The organism is Candidatus Pelagibacter sp. IMCC9063 (genome assembly GCF_000195085.1).
In the GTDB taxonomy this organism is placed as follows: domain Bacteria; phylum Pseudomonadota; class Alphaproteobacteria; order Pelagibacterales; family Pelagibacteraceae; genus IMCC9063.
Genome location: NC_015380.1, coordinates 587,076 through 600,883 on the forward strand (window position 1 = coordinate 587,076; position 13,808 = coordinate 600,883).

A 13,808-nucleotide genomic window follows, 5' to 3' on the forward strand; every position below is an offset into this window, starting at 1 on the left:
AGAAACTAGCCAGCAATTTCTTGAGTGTATAATTTTTTATAAGTATCCGATTCAGCCAAAAGCTCTTCATGATTTCCTTCCCCAACCAAGGACCCTTCGGAAAGAACAATGATTTTATCAGCATTCTTAATAGTAGATAGTCTATGAGCTATAACAATTGTTGTTCTATTTTTAATTAAATTATCTATGGCATGTTTAACTTTTGCTTCTGACTCCGAATCTAAAGCAGATGTGGCCTCATCTAATAAAATAATAGAACTATTTTTTAGCATGGCTCTAGCAATAGATATTCTCTGTTTTTGGCCCCCTGATAGTTTTACACCATTTTCTCCAACGATAGTGTCGTAGCCATTTGGAAGTTCTCGAATAAACTCATCCGCAGCTGCATTTTGGCTAGCTAAAATTACCTCTTCTTTGGTAGCATCTACTCTTCCATACGCTATATTAGCTTCAATAGTATCGTCAAATAAAATTACCTCTTGAGAAACAACAGCAATTTCTTTTCGAAGAGAAGCAAGACTGACTTCATTAATATTTTGCGAATCGATAGTAATGGATCCGTTATTAATATTGTAAAGTTTTGGAATAAGATTGATAAAGCTAGATTTTCCAGAACCACTTTTTCCTACTAGTGCAGTTGTTTGGCCTCCTTTAATTTTGGTAGAAAGATTTTTTATTGCTTGAGTGCCATCAGGGTATTGGAAGCCCACATCTTTAAATTGGATATCTTTATTTTGAATAATTAAATCTTTTTTATTAGAATTTTCAGAAATATTATCTTTGTTATCGAGGAGTTGATAAATTCTTTGTGCTGCGGTAAGTCCTTCATTGATTGCAATATTAACACCGGACAAGGCTCGGACTGGTTGATACGCAAGCATCAGAGCGGTCAAAAATGAAAAGAAACTACCTATTTCAATTTCATTTCGAATACTTAAATAGCCACCTGCCAAAACAACAATACCAATAGCCATTCCTGTAATTGTTTCCATAATTGGATTGGCACCAAATCTAGTTCTTTCAACCCTGGTCAATTTGTCGATTCTATTTTCTATAACTTTCCTAAATTTATTTAATTCCTCGTCCTCTTTCTGGAAAATTTTAATAACAGAGGTAGCCTTCAGAATTTCAGATAAAAATTTTGTAAATACCTCGCTAGCTTGCAAGCTTTGATTTACGATTTTACCCATTTTTTTACCAATTCTTTTTGAAAAGTAGCCTGCCACAGGAATCATTATTATTGCTAAAATACTTAATTTCCAATTTTGGTAGAACATTAGACTCATTAGAGCAATGAGTGTAACGAACTCTTTTATTACTGAAATTGCCGTACCATTAATTACGTTTAATAGGATTTGCGTATCATTTGTAAAATTGGAAATAAACCTTCCAGAATGTTTATTAGCCAAGAAAGCCGTATCAGATTTTAAAATCTTTTCAGCCATAAGAATTTGAATATTTTTAGTAACGTTAAATGAAATTTTAATTGTTTTAATTCTTATGATGTAAATTGAAATTGATTTAATCACAAAAGCCAAGACAATTAAGCCAGGTATTACAAATAATAATGTTACATCTTTTTCGATAAATATTTTTTTAATAGCTGGGTCTAGTAACCAGGCCACACCAGCAGTCGCTATAGCAGAGATAAAAATAAATAAAAAAATTACTAAAATTTGAGATATGTATCTTTTAACTTGTGTTCTAAAAATTCTTTTAATTAGCTCTATTTTGTCCATTATTTACCAGCAATAGTCATTTGATTAATAATTATAGAAGGGGCATTGGTAGTGTAAGTGAATTCAAGATCATTAGCCAAATCTAAATTTTTGTACATATCCAAAAGGTTTCCTGCAATTGTTATTTCGTTAACGGCATATCCTAACTCACCATTTTCTATAAGAATACCAGAAGCACCCACGCTATAATCTCCAGTAATTGTGTCAGAACCACGACCAATTAGATCTGTTATATAAAGTGTTTTTTTTTGTGCTTGAATTATTTCCTTAAGTGTATTTTTTCCATTTTCAAAATATAAATTTGTGCTACCCCCACTTCTGCCATTAGTTTCTACTCCTAAAATATTAGAATTGTAGGTATCTAAAAAAATATTTTGCAATTTTCCATTTTCAACCAAAGACAATTTATTGCTAGTCACTCCCTCAGAATCAAAAGGCTGAGATCCCAAACCCTTTTGAATTAAAGGGTCATCAAATACATTTATGGAACTTGAAAAAACTTCCTCTTTTAGTTTATTTTTTAAAAAAGTGGTTCCTCTCGAGAATGCGGAGCCTGAAATTGCACTAGCAAAACTTGACAATAAGCTTTTTGAAATACGCTTATCGAATATAACTGGAATTTTTGTACTTTCTATTTTTTTTGCATTAAGCCGCCTGACTGCTCTGTTAGCAGCCGAAGATCCAATTTTTTTTGAGTTTAGTAACTCATTTGAAAATCTTTTTGTTGAGTATTCATAGTCTGTTTCCATTAATCCCTTGTCTTCAGCCACTACCGCACAACCAGCGGAGAACATGGAGGTTTCATACCCTTTTGAAAAACCCAAACTATTAGTTAGAATAAAATTAGACTTTGCCTCTGAAAAAGAACATCCATTTGAATTAGTAATTTTGCTATTAGAAAAGGCTTCCTCTTCCATTTCTTGTAAAAAATTAATCTTATAGTTATTATCGAGCTCTATTTTGTCAAATAAATTTAAAGAAATATCCTTTGTCGCTAGAAAACTTTCTTTGGGCATAGAAGAATATTTATCTTCAGGAGTTATTTTTGTCATTGCGATACATCTTTCAATCAGTTCGAAAATATCATCCTTTTTTATATTGGAGGATGACACATTAGATTTTTTATTGTCAATATATGTAGTTAGGCCAATAGAAAAATTATCGGATCTGTCAGATTGTTCAACTTGCTTATTACGATAAGAAATACTTTCTGAGATAGAATTGCCAACGGCAATCTCACAATCTGTTGCACCAAGTTTTTTTGCCTTATCTAGACAAAATTGAGAGATTTTTTCTAAAAATGCTTTGTCTTTAATCATTGTTTATTGTTACCATTAACGTCAAAAAGATAGATAAACCATAATAATTATTTAATGCAAATAATTTAAAATTTTTTTCTGGCTTGTCTTTTTCATATACCAAAATTTGAAAAAATAAGATTCCAGAGGACAATATTGCCAATATATAGGTATAAATATTTGTATTTAAGACTTTTAGTGAAACTAATAAAAAACTAATCGAAGTCAGGTAGCAAAATAATAAAAAAAATTTTATTTTTTTTTCAAATTTAATTGATGTAGATTTAATCCCTATTTTGAGATCATCTTTAATATCCTGCATCCCATAAATAGTGTCGTAGCCTAAAGTCCATAAAATTGCCGAGATGTATAATAATACAGGAGCAAAAGAAAATTCGCCTTCAAAAGCAAGCCAGGCTAAAATCACACCCCAATTAAAAGTAATACCTAAAAATAATTGAGGCCAGTAAGTTATTCTCTTCATAAAAGGATAGATGGCAACCAAAATTCCAGAGCTTAGTCCAAAAATAATAGAATTTAAATTAAATTGAAAAAGTATAATTAAAGATAAAAAAATTAATAAAAAAATTACAGACCAAGCCTGAGAAACTGAAACACTTCCTATGGCTACAGGCCTTGCACTAGTTCGTTTTACTTTTTGATCTATTTTTCGATCAATAATGTCATTATATACGCAACCAGCGCTTCTCATCAGAACAGATCCAAAAAAAAATAAAATTAAATATTTGTAAAATAATATGTCATTATTGATACTAGAGTTGGCTATAACAAGGCCCCAGGCGCAAGGCCAAAAAAGTAGAAAAATACCAGCAGGCTTATCTAAGCGAATAAGTTTAAAATATTTTCTCATTAGATACAATTGCAGCCTATTAAATTAATTTTTTTAACTGTGCTAAGTCAGAAATAGTTTTTTTCGGCTTGAAGTCCAAAACATCAAAATTTTTATTTATACGATTGACCCATATAGACTGAAATCCAAACGATCTTGATCCTACCACATCCCAACTATTAGAGCTTAAAAAACAAACTTCACTTGGTTTGCAAGAATATTTATTTGTTACGAGTTTGTACACTCTTGGGTCGGGCTTATAAATTTTTATTTTTTCAATAGAGATTAGAGAGTCAAAGAGCTTTTCTACTTTTGCTTTTTTTGTCAGCTGATCTAATAGTTTTGGAGTGCCATTAGAAAGAATACAGGTTTTTATTTTTTTTTCTTTAGATATAAAAGTGTTTCTTTTAATTCAGGATACACCTCTAACTCTTTATAAAGTTTCAAAAGTTCATTTGTGTATTTCTTATTAATATTGTGTTCTTTCATTGCGTAATTTAAAGAATCTTTAGTAATTTTCCAAAAATCAGCATGATTCCTCATTAAGCTTCTTAACCATGTATATTCAAGCTGGGTAGCTCTCCAAGTATTTGAAAACGCTAGCCATGACTTTCCAATTTTATTTTTAATAACTTTAGCGGCAGAATTAATATCAAAACACGTGCCATAAGCATCAAAAGCGCAGACTTTGATATTTGTAATTTTACTTTTCATATATACAGTTTAATTTATGCAGAAAAAAATTAGAATATTTCTGAGTGAAAGACTAGAAGAAAATAATAAAATTGAACTAGGTAAGGACCAGTCTCATTATATATCGAATGTGATGCGTTTAAAAAGTGGAGATGAATTATTGTTATTCAACGGAATAGATGGAGAATTCCTTGGAAAAGTTGCTGGGAGTGAAAAAAAACAAACAATCATTCAAGTTCATGCAAAACAGAGAGATCAGTCTAAGCCTTCAAATATTTCCTTAGCCTTTTGTCCACTCAAAGGACAACGACTAGATTTTTTAATTCAAAAATGCACAGAAGTGGGGTTAAAAAGTTTTATCCCTGTCATTTCAGACCATACTATTGTCAGGAATGTTAATGAAAATAGATTAAAAAAAATTATTATAGAATCTAGCGAACAGTCAGATCAACTACATATTCCTCAGGTATTAAGTGCTTTAAATTTAGAAGAATTTTTACATTTCTTGAAAAAAGAGGATGTGGTTTTGTTTGGGGATATTAGCTCTAAAAATAATGATTTAACCCAACTCATAGAAGATAAGAGTAAAAACTATATTTTATTTATAGGTCCTGAAGGAGATTTTTCCCCAAAAGAAAGAGAGATCATTTTAAAAAATGTTAAGTTTAAAAGTTTCTCATTAGGCAAAAATATTTTAAGATCTGAAACTGCTGCAATAGCAGGTTTAGTTTTGCTAAATTTCTTATTAAATTAAAGTTGAGTTCCACCCACGGTTATTTCATCTACCAATATAGAAGGCTGACCAACACCGACAGGAACCCATTGCCCATTTTTTCCACAAGTTCCAATTCCCGGATCTAGCTTCATGTCATTTCCAACCATGGATACTTTAGTTAAAATGTCCGGCCCATTTCCAATAATTGTAGCACCCTTCACCGGAGAACCTATTTTTCCATTATTAATTTCATATGCCTCTGTGCATGAAAAAACAAATTTTCCATTTGTTATATCTACTTGCCCACCACCAAATGAAACTGCAAAGATACCCTTGTCTACTGATTTGATCATATCTTCCTGGGAGTGTTTTCCGTTAAGCATAAAAGTATTGGTCATTCTTGGCATTGGTGCACATTCAAAACTTTCTCTTCTGCCATTTCCAGTGGATGTTGTTTTCATTAAACGAGCATTAAGTCTGTCTTGCATATAATTTTTTAATATTCCATTCTCTATAAGAACCGTATTGGAAGAAGGAGTTCCTTCATCATCAATTGTAATAGACCCTCTTCTGTTAGAGATTGTTCCATCATCTACTATTGTGACATGTTCACTTGCTACCTTTTGATTCATCAGATTGTGAAAAGCTGAAGTTTTTTTTCGATTAAAATCTCCTTCCAATCCATGACCGATTGCTTCGTGTAATAAAATTCCAGGCCATCCAGGTCCTAATACAACTTTCATTTCCCCGGCAGGAGCCTCTTTACTTTCCAAATTAATCATAGCTTGTCGGTAAGCTTCATCACAAACTTTTTTCCAATCATTATTCGCAATGTAATCATCGTAATTCATCCGCCCGCCTGTTCCGTAGGATCCAGTTTCCCTTCGACCGTTTTTCTCAACCATAACAGTAACATTAAATCTTATTAAGGGCCTGACATCCTGAAAGCTTTGTGAATCTGATTTTATAATTTCAATTTCTTGATACTCACCTGAGATAGATGCAGAAACTTGCTTAATTAAAGAATCTTTTTTTCTCAAATATTCGTCAACATTTTTTAAAATAGAAACTTTTTCCCCAAATGGTTTTGCTTCAATTGGATTAACGTCAGAATACATTTTAGAATTAGATCTTTGTGGAGAGGTAGAAATTTTTCCATTTTTATTTTTTAAACTTGAAAGCAAACTCTTAGAAGCCTCAGTAAGAGATTTTTTTGAAATCTCATTCGAATGTGAATAGGCAGTAACATCATCAGTAACAGCTCTTAATCCGTAACCTAAAGAGGTGTCGTAACTAGTATTTTTTATCTTGTTGTCGTCGAGAACAAACGACTCATTTTTAGAGCTTTCAAAAAACAGCTCACCATCATCACAATTTTTTAGAGTTTCTGACACCAGACGGTCAGCTTCTTGTCGAGTAAGGTCTGTATCTTTAAAAAAAGTACTCATTATTTCTATAATTTTTTTTTATTTTTGTTTAAGTTGTATACTTTTTGTCAAAGTGTCGCAAAGTTAACATTGCTAAATTTTGATACAAGGTTGATTACAATTATGAAACATTTTTTATTATCTATCTTTACTTTTTTGCTTGGGAGTAGTGCATTGGCAGAACAGCCAAAAAATTGGCAACTAGGATATCAAAACAGCGTAACACCTGTCATGAACGATCTTGTTTTTATGCATGATTATATTTTACTTCCTATCATTACAGCAATTTCAGTATTTGTTTTGTTTTTAATTCTGTATGCTGTCTGGAAGTTTAGGGCTTCTAAGAATCCAAACCCCTCAAAGACTTCTCACAATACTTTAATAGAAGTTTTGTGGACAGTGATACCATGTTTAATACTGGTGGTGATTGCAATTCCTTCTTTTAAGCTATTGTACAAACAGGATATAATTCCGAAAGCTGACATTACAATCAAAGCAATTGGCTATCAGTGGTATTGGGGCTACGAATATCCTGATCAAAAAATAGCTTTTGAAGCTTCAATGATTGAAACAAAAGATTTGAAACCAGGTCAACCTAGATTATTAGCTACGGATAGACATGTAGTTGTCCCCGTGAATAAAGTTGTAAAAGTTTTGATTACTGCAAATGATGTCTTGCATGCTTGGGCACTACCTGCATTTGGAGTGAAAAGAGATGCGGTTCCGGGACGAATAAATGAAACTTGGTTTAGAGCTGAAAAAGAAGGAATTTTTTACGGACAATGTTCAGAATTGTGCGGAATAAAACATGCTTTTATGCCAATTACAGTTGAGGTTGTTTCTGAACAAAAATACAAAGAGTGGGTGGAGATGGCAAAAGTAAAATACGCAATGTACCCAGAGAAAAAATTTTTAGCTAAAAAAGAACAATAGGATTTTAATTAATGTCAACTTACACAACAGCTGCTAACGAACATCACGAATCTCATCCAACTGGATGGAAAAGATGGGCATTCTCAACCAATCATAAAGATATCGGTACTATGTACTTAATCTTTGCAATTATTGCAGGAGTGATTGGTACTACATTTTCAGTCTTGATGAGAGCTGAGTTAATGTATCCAGGAGATGGAATATTAGGTGGTGATTACCATCTTTATAATGTTTTGGTTACAGGTCATGGGTTGATTATGATTTTCTTTATGGTGATGCCTGCAATGATCGGTGGATTTGGAAACTGGTTTGTTCCACTAATGATTGGAGCACCGGACATGGCATTTCCGAGAATGAATAATATTTCTTTTTGGCTTTTACCTGCAGCATTCATACTTTTATTAGCATCTATTTTTGTTGAAGGACCTCCAGGCCAAAATGGCGTAGGGGGTGGTTGGACTATTTACCCACCCTTATCTTCAAAAGCTGGACAACCAGGACCCGCAATGGATCTTGCAATTTTTAGCTTACACTTAGCTGGAGCGTCTTCCATCTTGGGTGCTGTGAATTTTATAACTACTATTTTCAATATGCGAGCACCGGGTATGACGATGCATAAAATGCCTTTATTTGTTTGGTCAATGTTAGTTACAGCTTTTTTATTATTACTTTCTTTACCAGTTCTAGCAGGGGCAATTACTATGTTGCTTACGGATAGAAATTTTGGGACTTCTTTTTTTAATCCTGAGGGTGGGGGAGACCCAGTTCTTTTCCAACATTTATTTTGGTTTTTTGGTCACCCAGAAGTTTATATTATGATCCTTCCTGGATTTGGAATTGTTAGTCAGATTGTATCTACCTTTTCAAAGAAACCTGTTTTTGGTTATTTAGGCATGGCTTACGCAATGGTTTCTATCGGAGTGGTTGGATTTATAGTTTGGGCCCATCATATGTATACCGTTGGAATGGGAGTGGATACCAAAGCATATTTTGTTTTCGCAACTATGGTTATTGCAGTTCCTACAGGTATTAAAGTTTTTTCTTGGATAGCGACTATGTGGGGAGGGTCAATTACCTTGAATACTCCTATGTTATGGGCTTTAGGATTTATATTCTTATTCACAGTTGGAGGAGTTACAGGAGTTGTTTTAGCTAACGCAGGTGTCGATACATCTTTACATGACACTTATTATGTAGTGGCTCATTTTCATTATGTATTATCTTTAGGAGCTGTATTTTCTTTATTTGCCGGTTTCTATTATTGGTTTAGCAAAATGACTGGATGGGAATATTCAGAGTTTTTAGGGAAATTGCATTTTTGGATAACATTTATCGGTGTAAATTTGATTTTTTTCCCTCAGCATTTTTTAGGACTTGCAGGTATGCCAAGAAGATATGCTGACTATCCAGATGCTTATGCAGGATGGAATTATGTGTCTTCGATTGGATCTTATATTTCTGCTTTTGGAGTGTTGATATTTTTCGTAGTTTTAATTCATGCCTTTGTGAGAAGCAAACAGGTGGGTAATAATCCTTGGGGAGAGGGAGCCACTACTTTGGAATGGACTTTAACTTCACCGCCTCCTTTCCATCAATTTAACGAGTTACCACAAATTAAATAAATTTAATAATTTAATTAGGGGTGATCTTGTCGTAATCAACATCTTTTTTTGCAGTTATTACTGTAGCTATACCTATCGTTAATAAGGCAAATGATAAAACAACATAGAGGTATTTTGAATCAAAAAGATTAAACGCATACATAAATACTGCTGTAACTATTAATGTAGTTGGAATTAAGAGCTGTAGTCTAACAATTTTGGACTGTTTTTTTATAAGATCTTTATTTATCTCCAACCCAGCGACTAAAAAATCTCTAAGTGATAGAAAGTTAATTACCTTTTTATCTTCAGACAGGATTGTAATATGCCTAGCTTTCTTTTGTTTAATTTGTTCTATTGCATAATCAATTGAATGATGTTCATAAGCATGGGCTAAATTTTCCGTTCTCATTATTTCTTTTGCCTCTACTAAATCCGAATCTCTTCCTGCAGCAACAAGTTTAATAGCCATATCTCTCTCTGAGAGCACTCCTAGAAAGTTATTATCCTCATCAACTATTGGTGTAGACCCGATATTTTTATCTTTAAAACTCAGGGCTATTTCAGAAATGGTAGTATTTGGTAAAAATCTTATTGGCCCATTAGGTCTTTCGTCTATTATTCCGAGCTTAGCTAAATCACCAATTGCTATTTTTTTCATAAATACTTAATATTTAAAAGCTATTTAACAGTAGCATAATCTATGCTAATATCGCATAGCAATTTAAATTATGAGCTCTGAATACAGTGTTTTATCAACAATAATCATACTCCTCGCCTTATTCCTGTATTTTTCTTGGTTTATAAGTTCTGTGAGATTTAATACTCAAAAACTTAAAGAAAGAAATTTAAATGAAAAATTTAAAGAAAAATCTTTTTTAAAAAGTTTTATAGATCCTGACCTAAGTAGCAAAAGTATTTCATTTTTTTTAATTATGCTAAGTCTTTTTTTGATTTATAAATTTGTCTTTTTATAAAAATTTTATAAAATTATTAGCTGCTTCCTGCGACAAAATAAAATAATCTTGTAAATACAGTATATTGAGATTCAGCAGCCATCATAAAAATAAATGCAGCAATAGCTGTCATCGGCCATAATAAAACATTAATTAATGCATATCTTTCCCAAAGCAAATGCATAAAAAAAGCCATAATCAATCCGGCCTTAGCAAACATAAAGAATATTATTAATGACCATCTCAACAATCCTTGAAATTGATAATAGTCAACTGCATAAGAGAAACCACTTATTATAAATAAAAGACCCCAAATCCAAAGGTAAGTGCCCAGTCCGTGAGTTGTTGTTTTATTTTTAGTTTCTTCAGCCATAATTCAAATTACCATAAGTAAAAAAATGCAAAAATAAAAACCCATACCAAGTCCACAAAGTGCCAATACAGTCCCAATATTTCAATTGCTACATAATCGGATTTCATACTGGTAAAGAATCCTCTTTTCCCGGATTCAAAATCACCCCTCCAAGTTTTTCTTGCAAAGATAAATAGAAAAATTACTCCAATAGTAACATGCGTTCCATGAAAGCCTGTTACCATAAAAAAAATTGCACCAAACTGATTTGCCCCCATAGGGTTAGACCATGGTCTAATCCCTTCCTCAAAAATTAATTTTGACCATTCAAAAGCCTGCATGCCAACAAAAGTAAGTCCACCTATTGCAGTTAAAAAAATAAATAAGGCACAAAGTTTTCTTTTTTTTTCATAGCCAAATTTAACAGCAAGGGCCATAGTTCCACTACTTGTAATTAATACAAAGGTCATAATTGCAATTAGCAAGAGAGGAACGTGCACTCCAAACACCTCAAGAGCAAAAACTTCGCTGGCATTAGGCCATGGTATGGGTGTTGAGCTACGGGCCGACATGTAAGAAATTAAAAAACAACTAAAAATGAATGTGTCGCTAAGCAGAAATATCCACATCATTGCTTTCCCCCACTTAACACCCTTAAAAGTAACTTGATCAGATGAGAAATCGTGAGTCAGACCTTTAAAACCTTTTGGTAAATTAGATAGGTTATTGCTCATTTTTTTTCATCAGCTGTTAATCATAAGTCCAAATAGCACTACCCAAACTAAAAATAAAAAATGCCAATAAATTCCGCACAGTTTAACACTACTCTGTATAGATGGGGCTCTAATATTTTCATTGTAAACTTTTTGAGTTGCTTTTTTTAAAAAAAATAAACCACCAACTAAATGCAACACATGCAAAGTTGTAAAAAGATAGAAATAGGAATTTGCAATATTAGAATTGAAAAAATAACCTTGCGCTATTAATTGTCTCCATGCAATTACTTGACCAATAATAAAAACGACTGCAAGAAAGGCAATTATAAGAAGTAAAAATTTAACTTTCTTAAAATCTAGAATGTCAGATTTGTTTTTTGCCAAGTGAAACAATACGCTACTTAAAAACAATACAAAAGTATTAAACCATAATAGTTTTGGTTCTGGCATTTTTTCCCAATCATGAAGCAACATTCGGTCTGCATAAGTCACTATAAATAATGAAAAAAAAATTATACTAACTGTCATTATTCCTTTAAGTCCCAAATGAGCTTTCGTTAAATTTATAGTTTTTCCACTATGTAAGTTATCTTGATTTGATTGTTCTAGGTCCCAAGGTTTTTCACTCAAAAGGTCAAATAAATTTTTTTCTTTTTTAATCATCAAGTCTTCTCTACTTTTGCTCCCAAAACCTCACTCGGTGGAACATTTTGGGGAATGTAATCTTCTTTTGCTCCTGGAACACTATAATCATAAGCCCAGCGATAAACTATGGGCAAGTCCTTACCAAAGTTCCCATGCTGCGGGGGAACATGCTCTGTTTGCCATTCTAAGGAGCATGCTTGCCAAGGATTTCTACCAGCAACTTTTCCAAGACGGATGCTAGAAATAATATTATACAAAAATATCAATTGGGCAAATCCAACAACTAATGCTGCTATGGTAATAAATTGATTCAATCCTTCTGCAGAAGTTGGAATATAAGGGCTATTGTACATTTCGTAATATCTTCTAGGAACTCCTATAAATCCTAGATAATGCATTGGAAAGTAAATCGCATAAGATCCTAAAAAAGTTACCCAAAAATGAAATTTACCCATAGCCTCATTTAAAAACCTACCAGTTACTAAAGGATACCAGTGGTAAATAGCACCAAAAATTACAAGCACAGGAGCAATTCCCATTACCATATGAAAGTGAGCAACAACAAAATATGTATCAGATAAAGGAACATCGACTATAACATTTCCCAAAAAGAGACCAGTTATTCCACCGTTAACAAATGTTAAAATAAAAGCTAGAGAGAATAACATCGGTAAATTGAGTCTTATATTCCCCCTCCATAATGTTAAAATCCAATTATAAACTTTAATAGCAGTTGGGACTGCAATAATTAATGTGGTAGTGGCAAAGAAAAAGCCAAACCAAGGATTCATTCCACTTACATACATGTGGTGAGCCCAAACAAAAAAACTTAACGCTCCTATAATTACAATTGCCCAAACCATCATTCTATAGCCAAAAATATTTTTCCTAGCATGAATCGAAATTAAATCTGAAACGATTCCGAAGGCAGGAAGAGCAACAATATAAACTTCTGGATGTCCAAAAAACCAAAAAAGATGCTGAAATAAAATAGGACTTCCTCCTCCATATTTTAGATGCTCCCCCATTTGAACCATGGCAGGCATAAAAAAACTTGTGCCAAGCAAGCTATCAAGAGTCATCATTATACAACTGACAATTAAAGCGGGAAAAGCCAACATAGCTAAAATAGTAGCTGTAAAAATCCCCCAAATTGTTAAAGGCATTCTCATTAAGGTCATACCCCTAGTTCGCGCTTGAAGAATTGTTATAATATAGTTAAGTCCACCCATAGTGAATCCGATAACAAAAAGAGAAAGTGACAAAAGCATTAACACTATTCCACTTTCAGAACCGGGTGTACCAGATGTTATTGCTTGTGGTGGATAAAGAGTCCAACCAGCCCCTGTGGGTCCTCCAGGAACAAAAAAGCTTGCTACCAAAACTACAACAGCAATAAAATACATCCAGAAACTAAGCATGTTTAAATAAGGGAAAACCATATCTCTTGACCCAACCATCAGAGGTATTAAAAAATTTCCAAAACCACCTAGGAATAAAGCAGTCAAAAGATATACAACCATAATCATTCCATGCATGGTTACAAATTGATAATACCCAGCTGGACCTAAAAATGAAAAAACTTCAGGAAACCCAAGTTGCAGTCTCATTAGCCAAGACAACACCAGAGCTAACAATCCAATAGAGATTGCTGTTATGGAATACTGAATGCCAATTACTTTTGCATCTTGGCAAAAAATCCATTTTGTTATGAAACTTTTGGGATGATATAAATCCTGTTCTGGAATTTCAGATTCAACTTGTTCTTCTGTTTTTGACGTAATGTGCCCACCGTCGGATACTTCAGATGACTTGGCCTCAATCCCAAACTTTTGTTCAGGAAAATCGTCAGACATTGATTCCTCCCTCAAAGCTAAACATAA

Annotated in this window: 13 protein-coding genes and 1 pseudogene; 4 read left to right on the forward strand and 10 right to left on the reverse strand. The window is 33.0% G+C overall.

Going from position 1 to position 13,808, the window contains the following annotated elements; all coding sequences use genetic code 11:
* Positions 1-5: 5 nt before the first annotated feature.
* The 4 genes and pseudogenes from SAR11G3_RS03105 to SAR11G3_RS07885 all read right to left on the reverse strand — a co-directional run bounded on the left by SAR11G3_RS03105 (position 6) and on the right by SAR11G3_RS07885 (position 4,601).
* On the reverse strand, positions 6-1,739 hold the full coding sequence (locus SAR11G3_RS03105; protein ID WP_013695302.1) for an ABC transporter ATP-binding protein: 1,734 nt from the start codon (positions 1,737-1,739) through the stop codon (positions 6-8).
* Positions 1,739-3,058, reverse strand: a complete 1,320-nt coding sequence (locus tag SAR11G3_RS03110; protein WP_013695303.1) for a TldD/PmbA family protein — start codon at positions 3,056-3,058, stop codon at positions 1,739-1,741. The genes SAR11G3_RS03105 and SAR11G3_RS03110 overlap by 1 nt, the downstream gene beginning before the upstream one ends.
* Positions 3,051-3,908 carry a 4-hydroxybenzoate octaprenyltransferase gene (ubiA, locus tag SAR11G3_RS03115; RefSeq protein WP_013695304.1) on the reverse strand — a complete coding sequence of 286 codons (858 nt, stop codon included), beginning with the start codon at positions 3,906-3,908 and terminating at the stop codon, positions 3,051-3,053. Before ubiA ends, SAR11G3_RS03110 begins: the two co-directional genes overlap by 8 nt.
* Positions 3,909-3,927: 19 nt before the next feature.
* Positions 3,928-4,601 (reverse strand): annotated as a pseudogene (locus tag SAR11G3_RS07885) (haloacid dehalogenase type II).
* Positions 4,602-4,617: 16 nt separating this feature from the next.
* Here SAR11G3_RS07885 and SAR11G3_RS03125 point away from each other — a divergent pair.
* Positions 4,618-5,334 carry an RsmE family RNA methyltransferase gene (locus tag SAR11G3_RS03125; protein WP_013695307.1) on the forward strand — a complete coding sequence of 239 codons (717 nt, stop codon included), beginning with the start codon at positions 4,618-4,620 and terminating at the stop codon, positions 5,332-5,334.
* On the opposite strand, the gene tldD is transcribed toward SAR11G3_RS03125, so the two are convergent.
* Positions 5,331-6,743 (reverse strand): metalloprotease TldD, encoded by a 1,413-nt coding sequence (gene tldD / locus SAR11G3_RS03130; RefSeq protein ID WP_013695308.1) that lies wholly within the window; start codon positions 6,741-6,743, stop codon positions 5,331-5,333. The genes SAR11G3_RS03125 and tldD overlap by 4 nt on opposite strands.
* Before the next feature lie 102 nt (positions 6,744-6,845).
* Here tldD and coxB point away from each other — a divergent pair, with 102 nt between their 5' ends.
* On the forward strand, positions 6,846-7,655 hold the full coding sequence (coxB, locus tag SAR11G3_RS03135; RefSeq protein WP_013695309.1) for a cytochrome c oxidase subunit II: 810 nt from the start codon (positions 6,846-6,848) through the stop codon (positions 7,653-7,655).
* 11 nt (positions 7,656-7,666) lie between these two features.
* Positions 7,667-9,277, forward strand: a complete 1,611-nt coding sequence (ctaD, locus tag SAR11G3_RS03140) for a cytochrome c oxidase subunit I (protein ID WP_013695310.1) — start codon at positions 7,667-7,669, stop codon at positions 9,275-9,277.
* Positions 9,278-9,287: 10 nt separating this feature from the next.
* Here the strand turns inward: ctaD and SAR11G3_RS03145 are convergent, their stop codons facing one another.
* Complete coding sequence (locus tag SAR11G3_RS03145; RefSeq protein ID WP_013695311.1) at positions 9,288-9,917, reverse strand: CBS domain-containing protein; 630 nt, start codon at positions 9,915-9,917, stop codon at positions 9,288-9,290.
* A 70-nt stretch (positions 9,918-9,987) separates the two neighbouring features.
* Here SAR11G3_RS03145 and SAR11G3_RS07240 point away from each other — a divergent pair, with 70 nt between their 5' ends.
* Positions 9,988-10,233: a hypothetical protein gene (locus tag SAR11G3_RS07240; protein WP_148225696.1), complete on the forward strand. Its 246-nt coding sequence runs from the start codon at positions 9,988-9,990 to the stop codon at positions 10,231-10,233.
* Between the two features lie 16 nt (positions 10,234-10,249).
* Here the strand turns inward: SAR11G3_RS07240 and SAR11G3_RS03150 are convergent, their stop codons facing one another.
* The 4 genes from SAR11G3_RS03150 to SAR11G3_RS03165 are packed head-to-tail and all read right to left on the reverse strand — an operon-like array spanning position 10,250 to position 13,781.
* On the reverse strand, positions 10,250-10,585 hold the full coding sequence (locus SAR11G3_RS03150) for a cytochrome C oxidase subunit IV family protein (protein WP_013695313.1): 336 nt from the start codon (positions 10,583-10,585) through the stop codon (positions 10,250-10,252).
* 8 nt (positions 10,586-10,593) lie between these two features.
* The gene (locus tag SAR11G3_RS03155; RefSeq protein WP_013695314.1) at positions 10,594-11,298 is read right to left on the reverse strand and encodes a heme-copper oxidase subunit III family protein; all 705 of its coding nucleotides are present in this window, start codon (positions 11,296-11,298) and stop codon (positions 10,594-10,596) included.
* 9 nt (positions 11,299-11,307) lie between these two features.
* Complete coding sequence (locus tag SAR11G3_RS03160; RefSeq protein WP_013695315.1) at positions 11,308-11,943, reverse strand: cytochrome c oxidase subunit 3; 636 nt, start codon at positions 11,941-11,943, stop codon at positions 11,308-11,310.
* Positions 11,943-13,781: a cytochrome c oxidase subunit I gene (locus SAR11G3_RS03165; protein WP_013695316.1), complete on the reverse strand. Its 1,839-nt coding sequence runs from the start codon at positions 13,779-13,781 to the stop codon at positions 11,943-11,945. The genes SAR11G3_RS03160 and SAR11G3_RS03165 overlap by 1 nt, the downstream gene beginning before the upstream one ends.
* Positions 13,782-13,808 lie beyond the last annotated feature (27 nt).

Bases quoted from the DNA above. Each gene is read 5' to 3' on its own strand.
- SAR11G3_RS03105 (WP_013695302.1), bottom strand. From the start codon at position 1,739: ATGGACAAAATAGAGCTAATTAAAAGAATTTTTAGAACACAAGTTAAA.
- SAR11G3_RS03110 (WP_013695303.1), bottom strand. From the start codon at position 3,058: ATGATTAAAGACAAAGCATTTTTAGAAAAAATCTCTCAATTTTGTCTA.
- ubiA (WP_013695304.1), bottom strand. From the start codon at position 3,908: ATGAGAAAATATTTTAAACTTATTCGCTTAGATAAGCCTGCTGGTATT.
- SAR11G3_RS03125 (WP_013695307.1), top strand. From the start codon at position 4,618: ATGCAGAAAAAAATTAGAATATTTCTGAGTGAAAGACTAGAAGAAAAT.
- tldD (WP_013695308.1), bottom strand. From the start codon at position 6,743: ATGAGTACTTTTTTTAAAGATACAGACCTTACTCGACAAGAAGCTGAC.
- coxB (WP_013695309.1), top strand. From the start codon at position 6,846: ATGAAACATTTTTTATTATCTATCTTTACTTTTTTGCTTGGGAGTAGT.
- ctaD (WP_013695310.1), top strand. From the start codon at position 7,667: ATGTCAACTTACACAACAGCTGCTAACGAACATCACGAATCTCATCCA.
- SAR11G3_RS03145 (WP_013695311.1), bottom strand. From the start codon at position 9,917: ATGAAAAAAATAGCAATTGGTGATTTAGCTAAGCTCGGAATAATAGAC.
- SAR11G3_RS07240 (WP_148225696.1), top strand. From the start codon at position 9,988: ATGAGCTCTGAATACAGTGTTTTATCAACAATAATCATACTCCTCGCC.
- SAR11G3_RS03150 (WP_013695313.1), bottom strand. From the start codon at position 10,585: ATGGCTGAAGAAACTAAAAATAAAACAACAACTCACGGACTGGGCACT.
- SAR11G3_RS03155 (WP_013695314.1), bottom strand. From the start codon at position 11,298: ATGAGCAATAACCTATCTAATTTACCAAAAGGTTTTAAAGGTCTGACT.
- SAR11G3_RS03160 (WP_013695315.1), bottom strand. From the start codon at position 11,943: ATGATTAAAAAAGAAAAAAATTTATTTGACCTTTTGAGTGAAAAACCT.
- SAR11G3_RS03165 (WP_013695316.1), bottom strand. From the start codon at position 13,781: ATGTCTGACGATTTTCCTGAACAAAAGTTTGGGATTGAGGCCAAGTCA.